General features: G+C 62.0%; 21 protein-coding genes. 12 read left to right on the forward strand and 9 right to left on the reverse strand.

Annotation, left to right across the window (positions count from 1 at the left end; all coding sequences use genetic code 11):
- Positions 1 to 123: 123 nt before the first annotated feature.
- Genes adeC through HX868_RS14740 form a run of 3 tightly spaced genes read right to left on the reverse strand, consistent with a single transcriptional unit; the run spans position 124 to position 5,891 of the window.
- Positions 124 to 1,581, reverse strand: coding sequence for an AdeC/AdeK/OprM family multidrug efflux complex outer membrane factor (adeC, locus tag HX868_RS14730; RefSeq protein WP_016975095.1), 1,458 nt, complete (start codon positions 1,579 to 1,581; stop codon positions 124 to 126).
- Positions 1,578 to 4,739 (reverse strand): efflux RND transporter permease subunit, encoded by a 3,162-nt coding sequence (locus HX868_RS14735; protein ID WP_122724771.1) that lies wholly within the window; start codon positions 4,737 to 4,739, stop codon positions 1,578 to 1,580. Before HX868_RS14735 ends, adeC begins: the two co-directional genes overlap by 4 nt.
- A gap of 3 nt (positions 4,740 to 4,742) precedes the next feature.
- Positions 4,743 to 5,891: an efflux RND transporter periplasmic adaptor subunit gene (locus tag HX868_RS14740; RefSeq protein WP_033902717.1), complete on the reverse strand. Its 1,149-nt coding sequence runs from the start codon at positions 5,889 to 5,891 to the stop codon at positions 4,743 to 4,745.
- Positions 5,892 to 6,177: 286 nt separating this feature from the next.
- Here HX868_RS14740 and HX868_RS14745 point away from each other — a divergent pair, with 286 nt between their 5' ends.
- On the forward strand, positions 6,178 to 6,810 hold the full coding sequence (locus HX868_RS14745; protein ID WP_010212311.1) for a TetR family transcriptional regulator: 633 nt from the start codon (positions 6,178 to 6,180) through the stop codon (positions 6,808 to 6,810).
- Positions 6,811 to 7,044: 234 nt separating this feature from the next.
- Here HX868_RS14745 and HX868_RS14750 read toward each other — a convergent pair whose 3' ends face one another.
- The 3 genes from HX868_RS14750 to HX868_RS14760 are packed head-to-tail and all read right to left on the reverse strand — an operon-like array spanning position 7,045 to position 9,655.
- Entirely contained in the window at positions 7,045 to 8,100 is a 1,056-nt protein-coding gene (locus tag HX868_RS14750) for an alkene reductase (protein ID WP_028619281.1), read from the reverse strand.
- Between the two features lie 48 nt (positions 8,101 to 8,148).
- Positions 8,149 to 9,315: an MFS transporter gene (locus HX868_RS14755; protein ID WP_177003364.1), complete on the reverse strand. Its 1,167-nt coding sequence runs from the start codon at positions 9,313 to 9,315 to the stop codon at positions 8,149 to 8,151.
- 13 nt (positions 9,316 to 9,328) lie between these two features.
- Positions 9,329 to 9,655 carry an ArsR/SmtB family transcription factor gene (locus tag HX868_RS14760; protein ID WP_016975101.1) on the reverse strand — a complete coding sequence of 109 codons (327 nt, stop codon included), beginning with the start codon at positions 9,653 to 9,655 and terminating at the stop codon, positions 9,329 to 9,331.
- A gap of 154 nt (positions 9,656 to 9,809) precedes the next feature.
- Here HX868_RS14760 and HX868_RS14765 point away from each other — a divergent pair, with 154 nt between their 5' ends.
- Entirely contained in the window at positions 9,810 to 10,403 is a 594-nt protein-coding gene (locus HX868_RS14765) for an acyl carrier protein phosphodiesterase (RefSeq protein ID WP_177003365.1), read from the forward strand.
- 73 nt (positions 10,404 to 10,476) lie between these two features.
- Here HX868_RS14765 and HX868_RS14770 read toward each other — a convergent pair whose 3' ends face one another.
- Together HX868_RS14770 and olsB are read right to left on the reverse strand one after the other, a co-directional pair.
- Positions 10,477 to 11,265: a lysophospholipid acyltransferase family protein gene (locus HX868_RS14770; RefSeq protein WP_095015031.1), complete on the reverse strand. Its 789-nt coding sequence runs from the start codon at positions 11,263 to 11,265 to the stop codon at positions 10,477 to 10,479.
- Positions 11,265 to 12,020: an L-ornithine N(alpha)-acyltransferase gene (gene olsB, locus HX868_RS14775; RefSeq protein WP_003172415.1), complete on the reverse strand. Its 756-nt coding sequence runs from the start codon at positions 12,018 to 12,020 to the stop codon at positions 11,265 to 11,267. The genes HX868_RS14770 and olsB overlap by 1 nt, the downstream gene beginning before the upstream one ends.
- A 186-nt stretch (positions 12,021 to 12,206) precedes the next feature.
- Between olsB and HX868_RS14780 the strand changes: the two genes are divergently transcribed.
- From HX868_RS14780 to HX868_RS14815, 8 genes are all read left to right on the forward strand, one after another.
- Entirely contained in the window at positions 12,207 to 13,280 is a 1,074-nt protein-coding gene (locus tag HX868_RS14780; protein WP_177003366.1) for a serine hydrolase domain-containing protein, read from the forward strand.
- Positions 13,277 to 13,591: an amidase gene (locus HX868_RS14785; RefSeq protein ID WP_177003367.1), complete on the forward strand. Its 315-nt coding sequence runs from the start codon at positions 13,277 to 13,279 to the stop codon at positions 13,589 to 13,591. The genes HX868_RS14780 and HX868_RS14785 overlap by 4 nt, the downstream gene beginning before the upstream one ends.
- Before the next feature lie 108 nt (positions 13,592 to 13,699).
- Entirely contained in the window at positions 13,700 to 14,875 is a 1,176-nt protein-coding gene (locus tag HX868_RS14790; RefSeq protein ID WP_177003368.1) for a M20 aminoacylase family protein, read from the forward strand.
- Between the two features lie 59 nt (positions 14,876 to 14,934).
- Entirely contained in the window at positions 14,935 to 16,245 is a 1,311-nt protein-coding gene (locus tag HX868_RS14795; RefSeq protein WP_177003369.1) for a citrate-proton symporter, read from the forward strand.
- Positions 16,242 to 17,684, forward strand: coding sequence for an amidase (locus HX868_RS14800; protein WP_177003370.1), 1,443 nt, complete (start codon positions 16,242 to 16,244; stop codon positions 17,682 to 17,684). The genes HX868_RS14795 and HX868_RS14800 overlap by 4 nt, the downstream gene beginning before the upstream one ends.
- 64 nt (positions 17,685 to 17,748) lie before the next feature.
- Positions 17,749 to 18,507, forward strand: coding sequence for an IclR family transcriptional regulator (locus HX868_RS14805; RefSeq protein ID WP_177003371.1), 759 nt, complete (start codon positions 17,749 to 17,751; stop codon positions 18,505 to 18,507).
- A gap of 52 nt (positions 18,508 to 18,559) precedes the next feature.
- On the forward strand, positions 18,560 to 19,150 hold the full coding sequence (locus HX868_RS14810) for a YceI family protein (RefSeq protein ID WP_016975110.1): 591 nt from the start codon (positions 18,560 to 18,562) through the stop codon (positions 19,148 to 19,150).
- A gap of 1 nt (position 19,151) precedes the next feature.
- Positions 19,152 to 20,309, forward strand: coding sequence for a phospholipase D-like domain-containing protein (locus tag HX868_RS14815; protein ID WP_177003372.1), 1,158 nt, complete (start codon positions 19,152 to 19,154; stop codon positions 20,307 to 20,309).
- A gap of 92 nt (positions 20,310 to 20,401) precedes the next feature.
- On the opposite strand, the gene bglX is transcribed toward HX868_RS14815, so the two are convergent.
- Positions 20,402 to 22,693, reverse strand: a complete 2,292-nt coding sequence (bglX, locus tag HX868_RS14820; protein WP_177003373.1) for a beta-glucosidase BglX — start codon at positions 22,691 to 22,693, stop codon at positions 20,402 to 20,404.
- Positions 22,694 to 22,931: 238 nt separating this feature from the next.
- On the opposite strand from bglX, the gene HX868_RS14825 reads away from it, so the two are divergent.
- Positions 22,932 to 23,543 (forward strand): LemA family protein, encoded by a 612-nt coding sequence (locus tag HX868_RS14825; protein ID WP_010212287.1) that lies wholly within the window; start codon positions 22,932 to 22,934, stop codon positions 23,541 to 23,543.
- An 18-nt stretch (positions 23,544 to 23,561) separates the two neighbouring features.
- Entirely contained in the window at positions 23,562 to 24,290 is a 729-nt protein-coding gene (locus HX868_RS31025) for a TPM domain-containing protein (protein ID WP_095015042.1), read from the forward strand.
- The last annotated feature ends 6 nt before the right edge of the window (positions 24,291 to 24,296 follow it).

Consider the following 24,296-nt stretch of genomic DNA (forward strand, 5'->3'; position numbering starts at 1 on the left):
GGGGCGGTGCGGGGGCGATGAAAGTGGGGGGGAGCGGGTTGTGGGCGATGATCGAACGCAAGTTGGCGAACCCCAGAAAACACAAAGCCCACCAAGAGGTGGGCTTTGTTGATGCAGGTGCTATCAGAACAACTTCAGCGCCGGTGCTTCTTCTTTCAACGGCTCGTTCTTCGCGGTCTGCTCGTTCCAGCCGCCGCCGAGGGCCTTGTACAGGTTGACCTCGCTGGTCAGCTGCGCCAGGCGATCGGTGATCAGCGATTGCTGGGCACTGAACAGTTGGCGCTGGGCATCGAGGAACGTCAGGTTGCTGTCGACACCAATGCGGTAGCGACGCTCGGCCAGTCGGTAGTAATCCTGGTTGGCCGCGACGAAGCCACGTTGGGCATCCAGTTGCTGCTTGTAGGTCTCACGTGCGGCGAGGCCGTCGGAGACTTCCTGGAAGCCGGTCTGGATGGCCTTCTCGTAGTTCGCCACGTTGATCTCTTTCTGGATCTTCGAGTAGTCCAGGCTGGCGCGCAGGCTGCCGGCGTTGAAGATCGGGATGTTGATCTGCGGGGCGAACGACCAGGTGCCCGAGCCGCCCTTGAACAAGCCGCCCAGGTTCGGGCTCGCGGTGCCGGCACTGGCGGTCAGGGTGATGCTCGGGAAGAACGCAGCACGGGCCGCGCCGATGTTGGCGTTGGCGGCCTTGAGGTTGTACTCGGCCTGGACAATGTCGGGACGACGTTGCAGCAGGTCGGACGGCAAGCCGGCCGGCACTTCGCTGAGCAGGTCATCCGACAGCGGCTTGCTGGCGATATTCGCCGGCAGGCCGGTGCCCAGCAGCAGGGTCAGGCTGTTTTCGTCCTGGGCCACCTGGCGGGTATAACGCGCCAGGGCGACCCGGGCGTTTTCCACCGAGGTGCGCGACTGGCTCAGGTCGAGGGCCGAGGCCACGCCGACTTCGTTGCTGCGCGAGGTGAGCTTGAAGCTCTGCTCGTAGGCATCCAGGGTGTCCTGGGTGAGCTTGAGCAGTTCCTTGTCGGCCTGCCAGGTCAGGTAGGCATTGGCCACGCTGGCCACCAGGCTGATCTGGGTACTGCGCCGTGCTTCTTCAGTGGCGAAGTACTTTTGCAGGGCTTCTTCACTCAGGCTGCGTACGCGACCAAACAGGTCCAGCTCATAGGAGCTGATCCCGAGACCGGCCGAGTATTGGCTGCTGATGGTCGATTCGCCGGTCTGCGACAGGCGGGCCGGTGTACGCGAACGGCTGCCGCTGCCCGTGGCCGACACGGCCGGGAACAGGTCGGCGCGCTGGATCTGGTACTGCGCGGCATAGGCGTCGATGTTCAGCGCCGCGACACGCAGGTCGCGGTTGTTCACCAGCGCGGTCTGGATCAGCTGTTGCAGGGCAGGGTCATGGAAAAACTGCTTCCAGCCCTGCTCGGCAGCGGCCTGGCTCGGCGCCTGGGCCGACGAATACGCCGGCCCCTGCGGGAACTGTGCGGCCACCGGCGCTTCGGGGCGCTGATAGTCAGGTATCAGCGAGCAGCCACTGAGCACGAATGCCGTGACGGCTAGGGAAAGTAGCGACTTGCTCATTGGCCAGCCTCTTTAGGGGTTTCAGTTGTGTCAGTCTTTTTACGTTCGCCAGCGGCGGATACGGTTGCGAAGAACAAAGGCACCCAGAATATCGCCAGCACAGTGGCCGTGATCATACCGCCGATTACACCGGTACCGATGGCGTGCTGGCTGCCTGAACCGGCGCCCGAGGAAATCGCCAGCGGCAGTACGCCGAGGATGAACGCCATGGAGGTCATGATGATCGGGCGCAGACGCATGCGGGACGCCTCGATGGCCGCCTCGACAATGCCTTTGCCCTGTTCGTGGAGCTCTTTGGCGAACTCCACGATCAGGATGGCGTTCTTCGCCGCCAGGCCCACCGTCACCAACAGGCCCACCTGGAAGAACACGTCGTTGGACAGCCCGCGCATGCTGGTGGCGATCAACGCACCCACCACACCCAGCGGTACTACCAGCACCACCGCGATCGGGATCGACCAGCTTTCGTACAGGGCCGCGAGGCACAGGAACACCACCAGCAGCGACAGGGCGTACAGCGCAGGTGCCTGGGAGCCGGACAGACGTTCTTCGTACGACAGGCCCGTCCAGGCATAACCTACGCCCGCCGGCAATTGCTTGGCGATACGCTCGACTTCGGCCATGGCGTCACCGGTACTGTAGCCCGGTGCCGGTGTACCTAGGATTTCCATCGCCGCTACACCGTTATACCGCGACAGCTTCGGCGAACCGTAGATCCACTTGCCCGAGGAAATGGCCGACATCGGCACCATCTTCCCGGAGTCGCTGCGCACGTACCATTTGTCCAGGTCTTCCGGTGACATCCGGCTAGCGGCTTCACCCTGCACGTACACCTTCTTCACCCGACCACGGTCGATGAAGTCGTTGACGTAGCTGCCACCCAAGGCGATCGCCAGGGTCTGGTTGATGCTCGACAGCGTAATGCCCTGGGCGCTGGCCTTCTCGTCGTCGACGGTGAGCTCGTACTGCGGCTCGTCGTTCACGCCGTTGGGGCGTACACCTGCGAGGATCTTGCTTTGTGCAGCCATCCCCAGGAACTGGTTACGCGCTTCCATCAGTTTTTCGTGGCCGACACCGCCCTGGTCTTGCAGGAACACGTCGAAACCAGTGGCGTTACCCAACTCCAGAACCGAAGGCGGCACGATGGCAAATACCATGGCGTCCTTGAAGGCCCCGAAGAAGTAACCCTGGGCACGCTTGGCCACTTCGAATACCGACTGGGAAGCGTCACGCTCATCCCATGGCTTGAGCATAACGAACGCCAAGCCCGAACTCTGGCCGCGGCCAGCGAAGTTGAAGCCGTTTACGGTAAACACCGATTTCACGGCCTTGCCTTCGCCTGGCTCGCCTTCCTTGTCGTTGAGCAAGAAAGCGCGCATGTCGTCGACGACTTTTTGCGTACGTTCAGCCGAAGAACCGACCGGGGTTTGGACCTGTGCAAAGATCACACCCTGGTCTTCTTCCGGCAGGAACGCGCTAGGAATGCGTGTGAATAGCCAGATCATGCCGAGGACGATGACCAGGTACACAAAAAACGCCGGGAATTTGTGCTTGATCATGTTGCCGACGCCGCGCTCGTAGCTCAGTACGCCACGGTCGAAGGTGCGGTTGAACCAGCCGAAGAAACCACGCTTGGGTTGGCCGTGTTTCTCTGGGTCGATCGGCTTGAGCATGGTGGCGCACAAGGCCGGGGTGAAGATCAGGGCAACCAGTACCGACAACGCCATGGCCGAAACGATGGTGATGGAGAACTGTTTGTAGATCACACCGGTGGAGCCGCCGAAGAACGCCATCGGCAACAGTACCGCCGACAGTACCAAGGCAATACCCACCAGGGCGCCCTGGATCTGGCCCATGGACTTGACCGTCGCTTCTTTAGGCGACAAGTGTTCCTCGGCCATTACCCGCTCGACGTTTTCCACCACCACGATGGCATCGTCCACCAGCAAACCGATGGCCAGGATCATGCCGAACATGGTCAGGGTGTTGATGGTGAAACCGAACGCCGCCAGGATCCCGAAGGTGCCCAGCAATACCACCGGTACCGTCATGGTGGTGATGATGGTGGCGCGGAAGTTCTGCAGGAACAGGAACATCACCAGGAATACCAGCACGATCGCTTCGACCAGGGTATGCACCACACCGGAGATCGATTCGGTCACCACAGGCGTGGTGTCATACGGCACCACCGCCTTCATGCCAGGCGGGAAGAACGGCTCCAGGGACGCCACGGTGGCACGGATGGCCTTGGCGGTGTCCAGAGCGTTGGCGCCCGACGCGAGCTTGATCGCCATACCGGAAGCCGGCTTGCCGTTGAACTGTGCACTGATGCTGTAGTTCTGGCCGCCGAGTTCAATACGCGCGACGTCACGCAGGCGAACCTGCGAGCCGTCGGTGTTCACCTTCATAAGGATCTTGCCGAACTCTTCGGCGGTCTGCAGGCGGGTCTTGCCGATGATGGTCGCGTTCAGCTGGGTGCCGGGCAGGGCAGGCAGGCCGCCCAATTGACCGGTGGCCACCTGGACGTTCTGGGCCGAGATGGCGGTACTGACGTCGACCGGGGTCAACTGGTAGTTGTTCAGCTTGGCCGGATCCAGCCAGATACGCATGGCGTACTGCGAACCGAACACCTGGAAGTCACCCACACCCGCAGTCCGCGAGATTGGATCCTGGATGTTGGACACGATGTAGTTGGACAAGTCGTCCTTGTTCATGCTGCCGTCTTCCGACACCAGCCCGATCACCATCAGGAAGTTCTTCACCGACTTGGTCACGCGGATACCCTGCTGCTGCACTTCTTGCGGCAGCAGTGGGGTCGCCAGGTTCAGCTTGTTCTGCACCTGAACCTGGGCGATGTCCGGGTTGGTACCCTGGTTGAACGTCGCGGTGATGGTCATGCTGCCGTCGGAGTTACTGTCCGAGGCCACATAACGCAGGTTGTCGATACCGTTGAGCTGTTGCTCGATGACCTGCACCACGGTGTCCTGCACGGTTTGTGCGGACGCGCCTGGGTAGGTCACCTGGATGTCGATGGCGGTGGGCGCGATGGCCGGGTATTGGTTGATGGGCAACTTCAGGATCGACAGTGCCCCGACCAGCATGATCACCAGGGCAATTACCCAGGCGAAAATGGGACGGTCGATAAAAAATTTCGACATGGGTTACTCCCCCTGGCCAGCAGCGGCAGCAGGAGCTGGAGCAGAACCGGCAGGCTTGGCGTTGTCGGCGTCCTTGACCTTGACTTCGATGCCCGGCTTGATGAATTGCAGGCCTTCGGTGATCACGCGGTCACCGGCATTCAAGCCTTTTTCCACCAGCCAGTAGGCGCCGGCCGTGCGGTTGGCCACCAGTTGACGCTGTTCGACCTTGTTGTCCTTGTTCACCACCATGGCGGTCGGGATACCTTTGATATCGCGGGTCACGCCTTGTTGGGGTGCCAGGATGGCTTTGCTGTTCACGCCGGCTTGCAGTTGGGCGTGTACGAACATGCCGGGCAGCAGGGTGTGGTCAGGGTTGGGGAACACGGCGCGCAGGGTTACGGAACCGGTGGTCTGGTCAACCGACACTTCGGAGAATTCCAGTTTGCCGTCCTGGCCGTAGGCGCTACCGTCTTCCAGGGTCAACTTGACCTTGGCGGCGTTGGCGCCGGCTTTTTCCAGTTGGCCGCTTTCCAGGTCGCGGCGCAGTTTCAGCATCTCAGCCGAAGACTGCGTGACGTCGACGTAGATCGGGTCCAGTTGCTGGATCACGGCCATGGCATCGGTCTGGCCATTGCTGACCAGCGCGCCTTCGGTCACCGAAGAACGGCCGATACGCCCGGAGATCGGCGCGAACACCTTGGTGTAACGCACGTTGATCTGGGCCGTTTGAACGTTTGCTTCCGCAGTCATGCGGTTGGCAACGGCGGTGTCGTATTCCTGGCGGCTGACGGCTTGTTCATCGACCAACTGCTTGTAGCGGTCGGAGATGGACTTGGTCTGGGTCAGGCTGGCCTGTGCGCTTTTCAGGGTGGCGTCATACACCGACGGGTCGATCTGGTAGAGCTGTTGCCCTTCCTTCACGTCGCCGCCTTCCTTGAACAGGCGCTTGAGAATGATGCCGTTGACCTGTGGGCGAACTTCCGCGATGCGGTAGGCGGTGGTGCGGCCTGGCAGCTCGGACGTCAGGGTATAGGCTTGCGGTTGAATGGTGACCACGCCGACCTGAGGGGTTTGAGCGGGCGGAGCCGCTTCTTCCTTTTTACATCCGCTGAGCAGCGATGCCAGGGCGACGGCAGTGACCAGAGCGGTAACAGCTGGCTTAAGTTGCATGAAGATCCTCGGGTCAGGCGCGCAGAGTGCGCACAAGAAGTGTGGAAGGGTAAAAAACAAGCACTGACTGGATAAGTAGCTTGCTACGCAATATACTTACGTTCATGGTTGTTTGTAAACTCTTGACAGGCTGCGCGGAATGTTGACAAAGCAACGCCCAAAGCCTCGATTTCACTACGTTCGGCACCCATGACGGTGTCGTCCCACAAATATTCGGATGATCGTTACCGACGGTTAATTCTGCGTTAACGATAGTCTCAGATGTCCTGATTGAGGTTGTACTGCCATGGTTCGTCGCACCAAAGAAGAAGCTCAGGAAACGCGCAGCCAGATTCTTCAAGCCGCCGAGCAAGCCTTCTATGAGCGCGGCGTCGCGCGGACCACGCTGGCGGACATCGCCGCGCTGGCCGGTGTGACGCGGGGTGCCATCTACTGGCATTTCAGTAACAAATCCGATTTGCTCCAGGCGTTGCTCGACACGCTGCATGAGCCGCTGGACGAGTTGGCCAGGGCGAGTGAAAGCGAGGATGAACTCGACCCGCTGGGCTGCATGCGCAAGCTGTTGATTCATTTGTTTCATCAAGTGGCCCTGGACCCGAAAACCCGGCGCATCAACGAGATCTTGTTCCATAAGTGCGAATTCACCGATGAAATGTGCGATATGCGTCGCCAACGTCAGACCCATAGCCTGGAGTGCAACCTGCGCATCGGCCTGACCTTGCGTAACGCGGTCCATCGCGGGCAACTGCCGGAAAACCTCGACACCACCCGTGGCGCGGTGTGCATCCACGCCTACATCAACGGGCTGATCGGCCAGTGGCTGCTGGTTCCCGACAGCTTCCAACTGCATCAGGAAGCCGAACGCTGGGTGGATGCCGGGCTGGACATGCTGCGCTGGAGCCCCAGCCTGCGCAATTGAGACAAAATGCGTAATTGCATCAGGTTGTGTCAACAGTAAAGCCCAAGGACAGTCAATCGTCCTTCCGCCTGATCGGTGGGGTGACTTTATATACGGGCTGGCGGGCGGTTGATAGGTAGCCGCCTAAGTATTTTGTAGCGATTTTGTTGCAGGGCTGTGAAGGAATGTTACCCAGCGTCCATGAAAAAGCCCCGGTTCCTGCGAACCGGGGCTTTTTCGTTTCAGCTTTTTACATCACAGCGCCAGGGTCGGGTAGTCGATGTAGCCGACTGGGCCTTTGCTATAGAACGTATCCGGGCGTGCTTCATTCAACGGCGCGTCAGCCTTCAAGCGAGCCGGCAGGTCCGGGTTGGCAATGAACGGCACACCCCAGGCCACGGCATCGGCTTTGCCTTCGGCCAGCCAGGCGTTGGCGCTGTCCTTGGTGAAGCGTTCGTTGGCGATGTACACGCCGCCGAAAGCCTTCTTGAGTTGTGGACCGAGGCTGTCGCCAGCTTCTTTCTCACGGGAGCAGATGAAGGCGATACCACGCTTGCCCAGTTCGCTGGCGACGTAGGTGAAGGTTTCCGCCAGGTTGTCGTCGCCCATGTCATGGGAGTCGGCGCGTGGTGCCAGGTGCACACCCACACGGCCAGCGCCCCAGACTTCGATGGCTGCGTCAGTCACTTCCAGCAGCAGGCGTGCACGATTTTCCAGGGAGCCGCCGTACTGGTCGGTGCGCTTGTTGGTGCTGCTCTGCAGGAACTGGTCGAGCAGGTAACCGTTGGCGCCGTGGATCTCCACGCCGTCGAAACCGGCGGCCTTGGCATTCTCGGCACCGGTGCGGTAGGCGTCGACGATGTCGGCGATTTCAGCGGTTTCCAGGGCGCGCGGCGTCGGATAGTCGGCCAATGGGCGCACCAGGCTGACGTGGCCTTTAGGCTGGATCGCACTCGGGGCGACCGGGCTTTCGCCATTCAGGTACGACTCATGGGAAATACGCCCCACGTGCCACAGTTGCAGGAAGATCTTGCCGCCCGCGCCGTGGATCGCCTTGGTGACGTTGGCCCAGCCGCGCACCTGGTCGTTGGACCAGATGCCCGGCGTGTCCGGGTAGCCCACGCCCAGTGGCGTCACGGACGTGGCTTCGCTGAGGATCAGCCCGGCGGAGGCACGTTGCACGTAGTACTCGGCCATCAGCGCGTTGGGCACGCGACCGGCGTCGGCACGGCAGCGGGTCAGCGGCGCCATGATGATGCGGTTCGACAGTTCCAGGTCGCCCAGTTTGATTGGATCGAAAATAGTCGTCATGGGGAAAGCACCTTTGTCTTTTAAGTGGATCAGTGTCTTTGAAGTGGGTCAGTTGGTCGCGGGGGCCAGGTCGGCATTGCCGCTCTGACGGAAAGTAATCAGGGTCACCAACAGCGCGAGGATCGCCAGGGCTGCTGCGGCCAAGGGCACGCTGGTCAGGCCGAAACCGTGGGCAATCACACTGCCGCCCACCCACGCGCCGAGGGCGTTGCCGATGTTGAACGCGCCGATGTTCAGGGTGGACACCAGGTTCGGTGCGGCCTTGCCGAAGGTCACCACGTTGATCTGCAAGGCAGGCACGGCGGCGAACGACGCGGTGGCCCACAGGAACAGGGTGATTTCGGTCGGGATCACGGCGACGCTGGTCCAGGTCAGTGCCGTGGAGACCACCGCCATGCTGATGAACACGCCGATCAGGGTGGCCGCCAGGCGTTTGTCGGCCAGCTTGCCGCCAATGATGTTGCCCACGGTGAGGCCCAGGCCGATCAGCAACAGCGTCCAGGTCACGCCTTTGGGCGACACGCCGGTGACATCGCCCAGCAGCGGCGCGACGTAGGTGAAGAGGGTGAACATGGACGCGGCAAACAGTGCGGTCATGCTCAACGACAGCCAGATGCCGGCGCCCTTGAGGGCGGCCAGTTCGGCACGCATGTCGAGTTTCTCTTCATCACGCTTGGCCGGCAGGAAGCGGATCAGGCCGATCAACGCCACCACACCAATCACTGTCACCGCCCAGAAGGTCGAGCGCCAGCCGGCTTCCTGGCCCAGTGCCGTACCCAGCGGCACGCCGAGCACATTGGCCAGGGTCAGACCGGTGAACATCAAGGCCACGGCCGAAGCCCGTTTGTTGGCCGGCACCAGGTTGGCCGCTACCACTGAACCAATCCCGAAGAATGCCCCGTGGCACAGCGCGGTGACGACACGGGCAAACATCAGCACGTTGTAGTCACTGGCCAGGGCGCAGAGCAGGTTGCCGATAATGAAGATGCCCATCAACGCTACCAGCGCCGCTTTGCGTGGCAGCTTGGCGGTGGCCAGTGCCATGAACGGCGCACCGATAGCCACGCCCAGGGCGTAGCCGGTCACCAGCCAACCGGCGCCGGGAATCGACACGCCCAGGTCCGTCGCCACATCGGGCAACAAGCCCATGATGACGAACTCGGTGGTGCCGATGGCGAAGGCGCTGAGGGCCAGTATGAGTAGCGAGAGGGGCATTAGGGTTTCCTTGTTACAACGCGGCGCTGTCGTGCGCGCTGAGTTCGGTGGTGAGCGCCGCGAGGAAGGCCTGGATGGTGTCCTCGTTGCGTTTGAAAAAGTGCCACTGGCCCGCCTTCTGGCTGCTGATCAACCCGGCGCGTTGCAGGGTGGCCAGGTGGGCCGACACGGTCGACTGGGACAAGCCGCAGCGCTGGTCGATCTGCCCGGCGCAGATGCCGTATTCGTGGTTGTGCAGTTGTTCGGGGAATTGCACTTTCGGGTCTTTCAGCCAGGTGAGGATGTCTCGTCGTACTGGGTGCGCCAGGGCTTTTATTATTTCGTCGAGGTCGATGGACATGGCAGGTGCTCGGTGTCGTACAGCGTTATATCGCGATGAGGCGAACTTTATATCGGTCTATCCCGATAGACCAATATGATTTTGGTCTGAGCCTAGGCTCATTCGGTATATCGGGTTATAACGATACGTTGAGGGCAGTGGTAGACTGCGCACCATGAATTATCTCGCACATCTGCACCTGGGCGGCCAACTTCCTGCGCAACTGCTGGGCAGCCTCTATGGCGACTTCGTCAAAGGCCGCCTGCAGGGCCAGTTCAGCCCACAAATCGAATCGGCGATCCAGTTGCATCGTTCCATCGACCGCTTCACCGACAGCCACCCGCTGGTGGGGGAGGCGTTGTCACGCTTCAGCCTGACCCGCAGGCGCTATGCCGGGATCGTCCTCGATGTGTTTTTCGACCACTGCCTGGCGCGGGACTGGGCTCTGTATGCCGACCAGCCCCTGGAGCGTTTCACGTCGCAGGTGTACCGCGTGCTGGCGGCCGAGCCGCAATTGCCGGGGCGGTTGGCGCAGATTGCGCCGTACATGGCGGCGGATGATTGGTTGGGCTCGTACCGTGAGTTTGCGGTGATGGAGCAGGTGTTGCGGGGGATCTCCCGAAGGTTGACACAGCCGCAGGAGTTGGGTTTTGCGATGCAGGAGTTGCGGGTGTTGTACGAGCCGTTGAGTGAAGACTTCAGCGTTTTCTACCCGCTGTTGCAAGACTTCTGTAGGAGCGAGCTTGCTCGCGAAGATCGTCAACGATAACGCAGCGCTATCAGCCAGCCCGTGGCGCCTATTCGTTTTTCGCGAGCAAGCTCGCTCCTACAGTGAATCGGGTTCAGGCGGCAATCAGCGCGCCGCGGGGTTCGGCCGGCTGCACCACTTCACCAAACAACGCCTTCTGCACTGCCTGCTGCGCCTGATAGGCCAGTGCTGCACGTTCTTGCCCGGCGCAGGCGATCGGCTTGAGCACATGGATTTCCACATCGCCCTGGTCGTTGGCAAACAAGCGCATCAGGTGCGAGAGCAAATCATCGTCGCCAATAAAAGGCGCCAGCGGGTCGACTTGGCCGTCACGCAGATAACGGATCGCCACCGGTTGTAGTGACACATCCGCATCGATCGCACTGGCCAGCAAGCGCCCGTGGAAGGTGCGCAGGCTGCGACCGTCGGTGGTGGTGCCTTCCGGGAACATCAATAGCGGGTGCTGTTGCTCCAAGTGGCGCGTCATCTGCTTGCGGATCAACTGGCTGTCGCCCGAACCCCGGCGAATAAACAAGCTGCCAGCCTTGGCCGCCAACCAACCTGCCACCGGCCAGGTGCGCACTTCGGCCTTGGACAGGAATGACATCGGCGCCACGGCGCCCAGCAGCGGAATATCGGTCCAGGACACGTGATTGCTCACCCACAGCATCGGCTGCGTTGGCAATTCGCCGTGCACCGTCACGCGAAAGGGCAGGGCGTTGGTCAGTCGCGCCATGAAAAACCGCGACCAACGCTGGCGCCGCACCATCGAATTGGCGATGCCCATGCGCTCGAATACCCCAAACACGCTGGCCATGCTCAAGCCCAGCGCCACCACCACCAGCACGCGGGCAATGCGCCCGTAAACCCGCAGGCGGCTCATCACATTGCAGCCTTGAAGTGGCGGGCGTAACGCGGGCACAGCTCATCGCGCTTGAGCAGGATGAACACGTCGGCCACCTGGAAATCTTCATCCCAGCACGGCTCGCCGCAGATCTTCGCACCCAGGCGCATGTACGCCTTGAGCAATGGCGGCATCTCGGCGATCACGTTGGACGGCAGGTCCAGCGCCGGCAGTGGTTTCTTCGGTTCGGCGCGCAGGTGTTCATTGCACAGATAGCGTTCGCGCAGGCGCTGCATGATTGCGTGGGCCTGGATGCCGCCATCGTGCATCGGGATGCTCGCGCAACCCATCAGATAGCTATAGCCGCCCTGGTTGAGCACTTCGGCCAATTCGCCCCACAACACGGCGATGGTGCCGCCGTTGCGGTAGGCCGGGTCGACGCAGGTGCGTCCGATTTCCAGGATCGGGCCTTGCAGATGGAGCAAGCCATGCAGGCTGAATTCTTCTTCGCTGTAGAACCGGCCCAGGGTGCTGGCAGCCTGATGGTCGAGCAAGCGGGTGGTGGCGACGAGTCGACCGCTGTTCAAGTCCCGCACGCCAATGTGGCTGCAGTGAACATCATAGTCATCCATGTCCAGGCCCAGTTCCGCGCCTTTCAGCTTGGCGTTGAATTCGCCGCTGAACACGTTGAACCGCAGGGCCTGGGCTTCCTGCAACGCCTGCGCGCCAACCAGGCGTTCGGCTTGCAGACGGCGTTCATTGCCGGTGTCGCTGATGCGGGCGATCTGAGTCATGGCGAGTCTCCGAGTGCCGGCCACGATTTCGGCCGGTCGACTTTGTTGTCCAAACTCAGGCTATGTAGGCTCGGTGTCATCTCCATGAAGTTATGGTGACGCTTGGATGACAGCCCTCGCTGTCGCAAATCTGTCATCAGCCTCGGCTAGGCTCGCGGGCTTGAATGCCCCCTTGAGTCTGCGTCCATGGTCAGAGGCCTGTTGTGTGTTGCCCTGCTGTTCGTCACTGTTGCCGCTCACGCTGAAACCTTGCCCGATAAAGACTGGGCCAAGGGCATACCGCTTTCTGGTCCCGATGTTGATGCCCTGGAGGCCTACGCCTTCCCGGCACGAGATGACGCCACTCGCCAAGGCATTCGCACCGACGCGCTGTTGGTAATCCGCGATGGCGTCGTTGTCTATGAGCGTTACGCCGCGCCGACCACCGCCAGCACCCCGCACCTCACCTGGTCTGTCAGCAAAAGCATCATGGCGACCGTATTGGGCGTGGCCTACGGCGAAAACCGCTTCAAACTGACCGACCCCGCCGCGCGTTTTTATCCTCCGATGAAACAGCACCCAACCGTGACCATGGCCGACCTGCTGCACTGGGCCTCGGGCCTCGACTGGCAGGAAAATTACGAATACGCGCCGCTGAAATCCTCGGTAGTGGCGATGCTCTACACCCGAGGCCGTGGCGACATGGCCGACTTTGCCGCCGACACCGAGGCCGCCGCTGCACCGGGCCAGGTGTTCCGTTATTCCAGCGGCGACACCAATATCCTGTCCGCCACCCTCAAAGGCATGCTTGGGCACAAGGCCTATATGAGTTACCCGTGGGATGCGCTGTTCAAACCCTTGGGCATTCGTAATGCCACCTGGGAAACCGACGCCGATGAAACCTTCGTCGCGTCCTCTTACGTCTACCTCACGGCTCGCGACCTGGCGCGTGTTGGCCTGCTGATGGCGCGGGAGGGTCGCTGGGGCGATCAACAACTCCTGCCGAAAGACTGGGTCGCCTTTAATCGACAGCCTTTCGACAAGTACAAAGCCGGCCAGGACGAAGCCGTCCCCGGTGGTCATTGGTGGCTCAATAAAGGCGCGTCAAGACCCTGGCCCGACGCCCCCGCCGACACCTTCGCCGCCCTCGGTCATTGGGGGCAGGCGTTGTACGTGATGCCCGACGAACACTTGGTTATCGTGCGTTATGGCGATGATCGCGACGGCAGCTATCGCCATAACGAACTGCTCAAGCGCGTACTCGCGGCGGTGCAACCATGATCCGTCGTCGGCCGTTTACCAGTGTGTTTCTGCTGTTATTGCTCGCCTTGCTGGGCTGGCTCTGGCACGAACGCGTCAACCTGCAAGCCTTCCCCGACATCATTGCGGCCTACACCGCCAAGGAGTACTGCTCGTGCCGGTATGTGGCGAACAATCCGGCGGAGTATTGCCGGGGGTACGTGAAGCAGTACGTGCCGACGAGTGCGTTCGGGGATAACCCGGAGCGTAGTGAGGTGACGGTCAGCGGTTTGGGGCGTACGCACACGGCGAGGTGGTTGGGCGACCGACAGGGGTGTCGCCTATTACCCTGAGGTTCCACAGGGTGGAACCACCTTTGATTGTCCTCGCGCCCACATCGCGGTTAGCTGGCGATGTGCAGCAAACAAGAACGGGAACACCCGCCTGTGAGGAGAATCACCATGCGCCCACACCAGCACATCCTGGATTGGCTCAGCGACGTTGCCGGCGATTTGCACGCCGTGCGCCAGGACATCCACGCCCATCCTGAACTGGGCTTTGAAGAAAACCGCACCAGCGCGCTCGTTGCCAAATCGTTGCAGGAGTGGGGCTATGAGGTGCACACCGGCATCGGCAAGACCGGCGTGGTGGGCGTGCTGCGCAATGGCAGCAGTTCGCGCACCCTGGGCATCCGTGCCGACATGGACGCCTTGCCCATCATCGAAAACACCGGCGCGTCCTACACCAGCCAATACGCCGGTTGCATGCACGCCTGTGGGCATGACGGCCACACCACGATGTTGCTCGGCGCCGCGCGCTACCTGGCGGCCACGCAGCAATTTGATGGCACTTTGAACCTGATCTTCCAACCCGCCGAAGAGGGCCAGGGTGGCGCCGAAGCCATGCTGGCTGACGGTTTGCTGGAACGTTTTCCCTGTGATGGCTTGTTTGGCATGCACAACATGCCGGGGCTGCCGGCGGGGCATCTGGGCTTGCGCGTCGGACCGATGATGGCTTCGCAGGACTTGCTCACCGTGACCCTCGAAGGCGTTGGCGGCCATGGCTCCATGCCGCATCTGACGGTGGATCCGTTGGTGGCGGCGGCGAGCATGGTCATGGCGTTGCAGACAGTGGTGGCGCGCAATATCGACACCCAGGAAGCTGCCGTGGTTACCGTCGGAGCTCTGCAGGCGGGCCAGGCCGCCAACGTTATTCCCCAGCAGGCGCTGTTGCGTCTGAGCCTGCGCGCGCTCAATCCCAAGGTGCGTGAGCAGATGCTGGAGCGGGTGTTCGCGATCATCCACACCCAGGCCGCCAGCTTTGGCTGCACGGTGCAGATCGAGCACCGCCCGGCCTATCCGGTGTTGGTCAATCACGCCGAAGAAACCGAATTCGCCCGCCAGGTCGGCGTCGCCTTGCTCGGTGCCGACGCGGTGGACGGTAACACCCGCACGCTGATGGGCAGCGAAGACTTCGCCTGGATGCTGCAACGCTGCCCCGGCAGCTACCTGTTCATCGGCAACGGCGTGTCGCGGCCGATGGTGCATAACCCCGCCTATGACTTCAACGACGACATCCTGCTGACGGGCGCCGCCTATTGGGGCGCGCTGGCCGAGAGCTGGCTCAAGCCTGCCTGACGACCTTCTTTTTCTGCCGCTGGACCCTTTCCCTCGATCGGTTGAATGGAGTGTTCCTCATGCAGACTGCAAAACCAGGTGTGTCCCGCACCCGCCAAGTGGTGGCGGCCGTGATCGGCAATGCGCTGGAATGGTATGACTTCATTGTCTACGGCTTTCTCGCGAGCATCATCGCCCGACAGTTTTTTCCTTCAGATGACGAGTACGCCTCGCTGCTGATGGCCTTGGCCACTTTCGGCGTGGGCTTTTTCATGCGCCCGGTGGGCGGCATCCTGCTGGGGATGTATTCCGACCGTAAAGGCCGCAAGGCTGCTATGCAGTTGATTATCCGGCTGATGACCGTGTCCATCGCGTTGATCGCCTTTGCGCCCAACTACGCCGCCATCGGCATGGGCGCGCCGTTGTTGATCGTGGTAGCGCGCATGCTTCAAGGCTTTGCCACCGGCGGTGAGTACGCGAGTGCTACTGCGTTCCTGGTGGAAAGCGCGCCGGCCCATCGCAAGGGCTTATATGGCTCCTGGCAATTGGTGGGGCAATGCCTGGCCGTGTTCGGCGGCGCGGCGATGGTGGCGGCGGTCACGCACTTCTTTTCGCCGCAAACCCTCGACCTGTGGGGCTGGCGCTTGCCGTTCGTGTTCGGCTTGCTGATTGGCCCGGTGGGCCTGTGGATTCGTCGGCACATGGAAGACCCGGAAGAATTCATCGAGGCACGCAAACAGGCGACCGGCCCGGCACCGAGTCTGATGCAAGTGGTCCGTGAGCATCGGCGCAGCATCCTGGTGTCCATGGGCCTGGCCTGTGGCGCGACGGTGTCGTTCTATGTGGTGCTGGTGAACATGCCGACCTTTGCCCACAAAAGCCTTGGTCTGCCGCTGGACCAGGTGTTGATGGTGCAGATGTTCGCGGTGGCGCTGATGACCGTGGTGATTCCGCTGTCTGGTTTGCTGTCGGACCGCCTGGGGCGGCGGCCGGTGTTGATGGCATTCACCCTGGCGTTTTTTGTGATGGTCTATCCGCTGTATGTGTGGGTGGCGGCCGCGCTGTCCATTGAGCGTCTGCTGGTGATGCAAGTGATGCTGTGCACCGCCATCGGTGGGTTCTTCGGCCCGGCGCCGACCGCGCTGGCCGAGCAGTTTCCCATCGAAGTTCGCTCGACCGGTGTATCGGTCGCCTATAACGTGGCGGTCATGGTGTTCGGCGGTTTTGCGCCGCTGATCGTCACGTGGCTGACCAAAGTGCTGGGCACGCCCGTCGCGCCCTCCTTCTATGTATTGTTCGCTTGCGTGCTGACGCTGCTGGGCACTTACTGCATGCATGAGGCGCCGCGGGCGCAGAAACCGCTGCCGTTTTCCAAAGAGGTGAAGCCTTGAGTATTGTTGATTGGGATGCCACCGAACTGTCGCGGGCGATTCACGCACGGCAGGTGTCGTGCGAAGAGGTGATGCAGGCGTACCTGGCGCAGATCCAGCGCTTCAATCCGACGGTGAATGCGCTGGTGTCGCTGCGCGATGCCGATGACGTGTTGGCCGAGGCGCGGGAACGTGATCGCGAGTTGGACCAAGGCCAGTCACGCGGCTGGATGCACGGCATGCCCCAGGCGATCAAGGATCTCGCGGCGACCCAAGGCTTGCGCACCACCCTGGGTTCGCCGCTGTTCGCCGAGCACGTGCCCAGCGAAGACGCCATCAGCGTGGCGCGGGTGCGGGCCAGTGGCGCGATCATCATCGGCAAGAGCAACGTGCCGGAGTTCGGCCTCGGTTCGCAGACCTACAACACGCTGTTCGGCACCACTGGCAATGCCTACGACCCCAGCCTCGTCGCAGGCGGCAGCAGCGGCGGGGCGGCGGTGGCCCTGGCACTGCGCATGCTGCCGGTGGCTGACGGCAGCGACATGATGGGTTCGCTGCGCAACCCGGCGGCGTTCAACAACGTGTTTGGCTTGCGCCCGTCCCAAGGCCGAGTGCCTTACGGACCGACCCCGGAACTGTTCGTGCAGCAACTGGGCACCGAAGGCCCGATGGGCCGCAGCGTGACGGATGTGGCGCGGCTGTTGAGCATCCAGGCCGGTTACGACCCGCGGGTACCGTTGTCGTCCAAGGAGGATCCGGCAGTGTTCGGCCAGCCTTTGCAGCGTGATTTCAAGGGCGCACGCCTGGGCTGGCTGGGGGATTACAACGGCTATCTGCCGATGGAAGAAGGCGTGCTGAGCTTGTGCGAATCGGCCCTGGGCGATTTCACTGCGTTGGGCTGCATGGTGGAAAGCTGCCAGCCGGACTTTTCCATGGCACGGCTGTGGCGCAGTTGGTTGGTGCATCGCCACTGGCTGGTGCACGGCAACCTCGGCGCGGCCTACGCCAATCCGCAGAAACGCGCACTGCTCAAACCCGAAGCGCAATGGGAAGTGGAGGGCGGCCTGGGGTTGACGGCCCAGCAGGTGTACCAGGCGTCGGTGGATCGCAGCGAGTGGTATCGCGCCATCGCCAGGCTGTTTGAACGTTACGATTTTCTGCTGCTGCCGACCGCCCAAGTGTTCCCTTTCGATGCACAGCAGCCCTGGCCGCGCCTCGTTGGCGGGCGTGAAATGGACACCTATCACCGCTGGATGGAAGTGGTCATCGGCCCGACCCTGGCCGGGCTGCCGAGCATGAGCGTGCCGGTGGGTTTCAACCCCCAGGGCCTGCCCATGGGCGTGCAGATCATAGGCCCGGCCCAGGCGGATCGGGCGGTGCTGCAATTGGCCTATGCTCATGAACAGCTGACGCAATGGGTGCAGCGTCGGCCGCCGACGTGCTTGGCATCGACGGGTTGAGCCAAGACCGGGCCTGTATCTTGCTGTGAACAATGATCATCCATCGGCAACAGGGAGATCGAACATGGAGACAGGCACCGTACGCTCGGTCGAGCGCGCACTGGCAATCGTCGAGTTGCTGGGCGCGCACCAGGCCCTGGGGCTGGAGGAGTTGCACTACCTCACACGCCTGCCCAAGGCCACGGTGTCGCGCATGTTGCTGACGTTGCAGGAGCAGGGCTGGGTCTATCGCGGCTTGAGCGATCGTCGTTACCGCCTGCGCGCCCAGCGCCTGTTCGGAGACACCCAGCAACGCTTCAAGCGCCAAGTCGTGGAAAGCGCGGCGCCGTGGCTGCTGGAACTTAGCGAGCGCACGGGGTTGGTGGTGGATTTGTCCTGTTTTGATGGCGAGCGCCTGGAAGTCATGGAAAGCGCGATCCCCAGCGTGTTGCGCAAGCTGTACCCCAACAATTGCCAGATCGTCGGCCAGCACGCCAGCCTGTTTCATTCGGCAATGGGCAAGGCCTGCCTGACCCAGTTACCGGCTGAAGAAGTGCAGCGCCTGGCCGGTCGCGATCAGGTGGCGGCGGACGAGCAATACCAGGCCTGCGAGCAAACCCAGCACCAGGGCTTCGGCCAGCGTACCGAGGGTTATTGGGAGTATCCAGTGCGTTTGCCGTTCCTGATTCGCGCCGTCGCCCTGCCGGTGCGCGTCAATGGTCGCCTGGTTGGGAGCATGGCGCTGCATTGGCCGATGCATCAGGCACCGGTGGAGCGGGTGCTGAACCTGCACATGGCCAGCCTGGAAGAGACGGTGCGCGAAGTGCAGCGCGCATTGGCGTAACCCTCGCGATCCGGTTAAGGTTCGTTCAGGTTTTTCGCCCCACGAGTCTTCAATGTTCAACGCTTCTGTGATCAAGCCCCTGGCCTTCGCCCTGTTGGCCGCCGCTGCTGTGCCTGCCCATGCCGACTGGTATCTGGATAACGAATCGTCGCGTCTGTCGTTCGTCACCACCAAGAACACCGAAATCGCCGAAGTGCAGCGCTTCCTGGTGTTGCATGGCAAGGTCGACAGCAAGGGCGCGGCGCAACTGGAGGTGGAGCTGGAGTCCGTCAACAGCGGTATCCCGCTGCGCGACGAGCGCATGCGCAATCAATTGTTTGAGATCAAGACCTTTCCCGATGCGCTGATCAACGCGCAGATCAACCTGCAGCCGATCAACGATTTGGCTCCCGGCGCACAATTGGAGTTGCGCCTGCCGTTGTCCGTGACCCTGCACGGCAAGACCCAGACCTACAGCGCCGAGTTGCTGGCCACGCGATTGGACGACCGACGCTTCCAGGTAGTGACTCTGGAACCGCTGGTGATGCATGCCGAGGACTTTGACCTGGCGCCGGGCGTGGCAGCGTTGCGTAAGGCGGCGGGGCTCAAGTCGATCAGTCTGTCGGTGCCGGTGGGTGCGGTGCTGATTTTCACGGCGCGCTGATATGAGCGGCGCGGTGTTCCCCTGGCGCAGCGCCAACCGTTTCGAATTGCTGATCGACGGGCCGAATTTCTTCCCGCAGATGCTGGTGGGCATTGCTCGCGCCGAGCGGCAAGTCGAGCTGGAGTTGTACCTGGTGGAAGCCGGCGCTTGCGCCGAAGCCATGGTGCAGGCGCTGGTGCTCGCCGCCGAACGCGGCGTGCAGGTGCGCTGCCTGTTCGATGATTACGGCAGCCTGGCGTTTACCCTCGGGCTGCGCAAACGCCTGACCTACGCCGGTGTGCAACTGCGTTTCTACAATCGCCTGAGCTGGCGCCGCTGGATGCGTAACCTGTACCGCGACCATCGCAAACTGTTGTTGATCGACCAGCGTGTCGCCTTCGTCGGCGGCACCGGCGTGACCGATGAATTCTGGACGCCGGGCAATGACAGCGCCGACTGGCATGAAGTCATGGTGCAGATCAGCGGCCCGTTGGTGCAGGATTGGCAGGCACTGTTCGACCGCCAATGGCACGCCAACAACGCGCGCCGCGCGTGGAAACCTGCCACCCACTTCGGTTTGCCGCGTTTGCCCAGGGTGCCCGCCACCGGGCCGGGGCTTGGCCGTGTCGCGTATGCCGATGCCCGTCAGCACCGGGACATCCTGCAATCACTGATCCGTGCGTTGAACAGCGGCAAACAACGGATCTGGCTGGCGACCCCGTATTTCCTTCCCACCTGGGGCGTGCGCCGCGCGTTGCGTCGGGCCGCAGGGCGGGGGGTCGATGTGCGTTTGCTACTCACCGGCCCGCGCACCGATCACCCGTCCGTGCGTTACGCCGGGCACCGTTATTACCCGCGCTTGCTGCGTTCGGGCGTGCAGATCTTTGAATACCAGCCGTGCTTCCTGCACCTGAAAATGGTGCTGGTGGATGACTGGGTCAGCGTGGGCTCGTGCAATTTCGACCACTGGAACCTGCGTTTCAACCTGGACGCCAACCTGGAGGCGTTGGACCCTGAATTGACGCGGGCGGTGGCGGGCAGTTTCGAGCGGGATTTCGCGCAGAGCCAGGCAGTGAGCCTGGAGGCGTGGAAGTCGCGGCCGTTGTGGCGGCGGGTGAAGCAGCGGGTGTGGGGGTGGATTGATCGGTTGGTGGTTAACCTGCTCGACCGACGCGGCTGACACGTCCCTAACTTTGTAGGAGCCGGCTTGCCGGCGATGGCGATTTCGCGGACGCCATCGCCGGCAAGCCGGCTCCTACAAGGGAGATCGCATTACAGTAGCTCGAAGGTCTGTTGCTGCACATCCTGGGAATCCAACCCGATCTGCACATTGAACTCACCCGGTTCCGCCGCGAACTTCAGCTGGGTGTTGTAGAACTTCAAGTCTTCCTCGGTGATGGTGAAGTGCAACGTGCGCTCTTCACCCGCCTTGAGCATGACCTTCTGGAAGTTCTTCAGCTCCTTGATCGGGCGGATCATCGAGCCGGCCACGTCCTGGATATACAACTGCACCACGGTTTCGCCGTCCACCTTGCCGGTGTTGGTCACGGTGACACTGGCGTCAAGCTTGCCGGTCTTGTTCAGGGTAGTGGACGAAAGTGCCATGTCCGACAGACTGAACGTGGTGTAGCTCAAGCCGTAGCCGAACGGGAACAGGGGGCCTGTGGTGTCATCGAAGTACTGCGAGGTGTAGTTGCCCGGCTTGCCTGGGGTGAACGGCCGGCCGATGGTCAGGTGGTTGTAGTAGGTCGGAATCTGCCCCACCGAACGTGGGAAGGTGATCGGCAGTTTGCCCGACGGGTTGTAGTCACCAAACAGTACGTCGGCAATCGCGTTGCCGCCTTCGGTGCCGGCGAACCAGGTTTCCAGGATCGCGTCAGCCTGTTGGTTCTCTTCGAGAATCGACAGGGGGCGGCCGTTCATCAGCACCAGCACCAGCGGCTTGCCGGTGGCCTTCAGGGCTTTGATCAGGTCGCGCTGGCTTTGCGGGATGTTGAGGTCGGTGCGGCTGGAGGATTCGTGGGACATGCCACGGGACTCGCCCACGGCAGCCACCACCACATCGGCATCCTTGGCGGCTTTGACGGCCTCGTCGATCATCACCTGGGCTGGGCGGGTGTCATCCACCACTTCCGGTGCATCGAAGTTGAGGAAGTTCAGGTAGTCGACCACGGCCTTGTCGTTGGTGATGTTGGCGCCACGGGCATAGATGATCTTGCCTTTCTCGCCGATCACCGCGTTCAAACCGTCGAGCAGGGTGACCGACTGTTCCGGTTTACCGGCGGCGGCCCAACTGCCCATCATGTCGATCGGCGCCTTGGCCAGCGGGCCGACCAGGGCGATGGTCGCGGACTTTTTCAGCGGCAGGGTGTTGTTCTGGTTTTTCAGCAAGACCAGGCTGCGGCGGGCGATGTCGCGGGCTTCGGCGCGGTGCAGGCGACTTTCGGCGTAGGTGTCGGCCGGGTCATCCTCGGCCTTGCCGATGCGCAGGTACGGGTCCCTGAACAGGCCCATGTCGTACTTGGCGCCGAGCACTTCGCGCACGGCGTTGTCGATGTCGCTCTGTTCGATCTCGCCGGACTTGAGCAGGCCGGGCAATTCCTTGCCGTAGAGCGAGTCGTTCATGCTCATGTCGATGCCGGCCTTGATCGCCAGCTTGGCGGCTTCACGTCCGTCCTTGGCCACGCCGTGCTTGATCAGCTCGAAGATCGCACCATGGTCGCTCACGGCCAGGCCCTTGAAGCCCCAGTCCTTGCGCAGCAGGTCGTTCATCAGCCAGGTGTTGGCGGTGGCGGGCACGCCGTTGATCGAGTTCAGCGCCACCATCACGCCGCCTGAACCGGCCTTGATCGCCGCGTGGTAGGGCGGCAGGTAGTCCTGGTACATCTTGACCGGGCTCATGTCGACCACGTTGTAGTCGCGGCCGCCTTCCACTGCGCCATACAGGGCGAAGTGCTTGACGCTGGCCATGATGCTGTCGGCATTCGCGGGGCTTACACCCTGAAACGCCTTGACCATCACTTCGGCAATGCGCGAGACCAGGTAGGTGTCTTCACCGAAGCCTTCGGACGTGCGGCCCCAGCGTGGGTCGCGGGAGATGTCGACCATCGGCGCAAAGGTGATGTCGAGGCTGTCGGCGGCGGCTTCCTGGGCGGCGATGCGCCCGGAGCGGCCGATGGCGTCCATATCCCAGCTGGAGGCCAGGGCCAGGCTGATCGGGAAAATCGTGCGGTGGCCGTGGATCACGTCGTAGGCGAAGAACATCGGGATCTTCAGGCGGCTGCGCATGGCCGCGTCCTGCATCGGACGGTTTTCCGGGCGGGTGATGGAGTTGAACGTGCCGCCGATGCGGCCGGCGGCGATTTCCTTGCGGATCAGCTCGCGGGGCATTTCGGGGCCGATGCTGATCAGGCGCAATTGGCCGATCTTTTCATCGAGGGTCATCTGCTTGAGCAGGTCGCTGACAAAGGCGTCCTTGTCTTTAAGCGCAGCAGGCTTTGTTTCTGCCCATACGGGGTGGGTGGCCAGAGTGGCAACAAGGCCGAGCAAACACAGCTTCTTCATGAATATCCTTTTTCGGCTCACTGCACAGCGATAACGCTGATCGGCCAAAATGTGGGGAGCGTCTATTGTTGTTCGGGTGTTGTTCAGATAAATGCAGCACACTCTGAACTCTTTTTCGCGCTGGGCATCTTTGTAGCTGATTGGCTCGATGCAATCCAGTGGTGGCGGATTATGCCCCAAGCGCGCGGTGTATAGGGTTAGTCGTAACATTCCATCAAGATTGGGCAGGAGAAACACCATGCAAGCAGCACAGGGTTACCGCTGGGGCTTGAAAGCCGCAGCTTTGCTATTGATCAGCACGGTGCTGAGCGGTTGCGGCATCAACAACATTCCCACACTGGATGAACAGGCCAAGGCCGCCTGGGGCCAGGTGCAGAACCAGTACCAACGCCGCGCCGACCTGATCCCCAACCTGGTGGAAGTGGTCAAGGGCTACGCTGCCCATGAGCAAGACACCCTCACCGCCGTGATTGAAGCGCGGGCCAAGGCCACCTCGATCCAGGTGGATGCCAGCACCCTCGACAACCCGGAAAAACTCAAGCAGTTCCAGCAGGCCCAGGATGGCTTGAGCGGCGCACTCAGCCGCTTGATGGTGGTGTCCGAGCGTTACCCGGACCTGAAGGCCAACCAGAACTTCCTGGCCCTGCAATCCCAGCTTGAAGGCACCGAAAACCGTATCGCCGTGGCGCGTCGCGACTTTATCCAGGCGGTGCAGGCCTACAACACCGAGATCCGCACGTTCCCTGGCCGCCTGTGGCACAGCGTGATGTACAGCGACTTGCCGATCCGCGCCACGTTTGAAGCCACCAGTGCCGATGCCGATAAAGCGCCGCAAGTGAAGTTCAAATAAGGCTGCACTGAGGTGTCGATGCGTTTATTACGGATAGGCCTGGCGCTGTGGCTGTTGGCCTGCGTCGGTGCGGCCCAGGCGGCGCTGACCTTCCCGGCGCTGACCGGGCGAGTGGTGGACAACGCCCAGATGATCGACCCGGCCACGCGCCAGCAACTGACCCAGCAGTTGCAGGCGCTGGAGCAGACGTCCGGCGACCAGATCGTGGTGGTCACCGTGCCTGACCTGCAAGGCGTGCCCATTGAAGACTTCGGTTACCAATTGGGCCGCGAGTGGGGTATCGGCCAGAAGGGCAAGGACAACGGCGCGCTGTTGATCGTCGCCCGCGATGAGCGCAAATTGCGCATCGAAGTCGGCTATGGCCTGGAAGGTGTACTCACCGATGCGCAGTCGTGGGTGATCATCAACCAGGTGATCGCGCCGGCGTTCAAGGCCGGCAACTTCAGCAAAGGCATCAGCGACGGCGTGGCTGCGATGGTGCAGGTGGTGGGCGGCGAGCCACTGGCCGTGCCGGCGCATGTGGCGGATGCCAACTTTGCCAAGGATAATCCCGGGTTTTCCATCGGCTTGTTTATCCTGCTGATCGGCGTGTTGTGGCTGTGCAATCGCATGGGGCTGCCGGTGGGCGCTATTTTGCTGGCGATTCTCAGCAGCAGCGGCCGTGGCGGCGGCGGTGGGGGAGGCGGCGGTGGTTTCCGGGGCGGCGGTGGCGGCTTTGGCGGCGGCGGGGCTTCAGGCGGCTGGTGATGATAA

The sequence above is a fragment of the Pseudomonas reactans genome (assembly GCF_013385825.1).
In the GTDB taxonomy this organism is placed as follows: domain Bacteria; phylum Pseudomonadota; class Gammaproteobacteria; order Pseudomonadales; family Pseudomonadaceae; genus Aquipseudomonas; species Aquipseudomonas reactans.

Bases quoted from the DNA above. Each gene is read 5' to 3' on its own strand.
- HX868_RS31025 (WP_095015042.1), top strand. From the start codon at position 23,562: ATGCGTTTATTACGGATAGGCCTGGCGCTGTGGCTGTTGGCCTGCGTC.
- HX868_RS14815 (WP_177003372.1), top strand. From the start codon at position 19,152: ATGAGCGGCGCGGTGTTCCCCTGGCGCAGCGCCAACCGTTTCGAATTG.
- HX868_RS14770 (WP_095015031.1), bottom strand. From the start codon at position 11,265: ATGAGCCGCCTGCGGGTTTACGGGCGCATTGCCCGCGTGCTGGTGGTG.
- adeC (WP_016975095.1), bottom strand. From the start codon at position 1,581: ATGAGCAAGTCGCTACTTTCCCTAGCCGTCACGGCATTCGTGCTCAGT.
- HX868_RS14780 (WP_177003366.1), top strand. From the start codon at position 12,207: ATGGTCAGAGGCCTGTTGTGTGTTGCCCTGCTGTTCGTCACTGTTGCC.
- HX868_RS14785 (WP_177003367.1), top strand. From the start codon at position 13,277: ATGATCCGTCGTCGGCCGTTTACCAGTGTGTTTCTGCTGTTATTGCTC.
- HX868_RS14825 (WP_010212287.1), top strand. From the start codon at position 22,932: ATGCAAGCAGCACAGGGTTACCGCTGGGGCTTGAAAGCCGCAGCTTTG.
- HX868_RS14755 (WP_177003364.1), bottom strand. From the start codon at position 9,315: ATGCCCCTCTCGCTACTCATACTGGCCCTCAGCGCCTTCGCCATCGGC.
- HX868_RS14810 (WP_016975110.1), top strand. From the start codon at position 18,560: ATGTTCAACGCTTCTGTGATCAAGCCCCTGGCCTTCGCCCTGTTGGCC.
- HX868_RS14805 (WP_177003371.1), top strand. From the start codon at position 17,749: ATGGAGACAGGCACCGTACGCTCGGTCGAGCGCGCACTGGCAATCGTC.
- HX868_RS14760 (WP_016975101.1), bottom strand. From the start codon at position 9,655: ATGTCCATCGACCTCGACGAAATAATAAAAGCCCTGGCGCACCCAGTA.
- HX868_RS14745 (WP_010212311.1), top strand. From the start codon at position 6,178: ATGGTTCGTCGCACCAAAGAAGAAGCTCAGGAAACGCGCAGCCAGATT.
- HX868_RS14790 (WP_177003368.1), top strand. From the start codon at position 13,700: ATGCGCCCACACCAGCACATCCTGGATTGGCTCAGCGACGTTGCCGGC.
- bglX (WP_177003373.1), bottom strand. From the start codon at position 22,693: ATGAAGAAGCTGTGTTTGCTCGGCCTTGTTGCCACTCTGGCCACCCAC.
- olsB (WP_003172415.1), bottom strand. From the start codon at position 12,020: ATGACTCAGATCGCCCGCATCAGCGACACCGGCAATGAACGCCGTCTG.
- HX868_RS14735 (WP_122724771.1), bottom strand. From the start codon at position 4,739: ATGTCGAAATTTTTTATCGACCGTCCCATTTTCGCCTGGGTAATTGCC.
- HX868_RS14795 (WP_177003369.1), top strand. From the start codon at position 14,935: ATGCAGACTGCAAAACCAGGTGTGTCCCGCACCCGCCAAGTGGTGGCG.
- HX868_RS14750 (WP_028619281.1), bottom strand. From the start codon at position 8,100: ATGACGACTATTTTCGATCCAATCAAACTGGGCGACCTGGAACTGTCG.
- HX868_RS14765 (WP_177003365.1), top strand. From the start codon at position 9,810: ATGAATTATCTCGCACATCTGCACCTGGGCGGCCAACTTCCTGCGCAA.
- HX868_RS14740 (WP_033902717.1), bottom strand. From the start codon at position 5,891: ATGCAACTTAAGCCAGCTGTTACCGCTCTGGTCACTGCCGTCGCCCTG.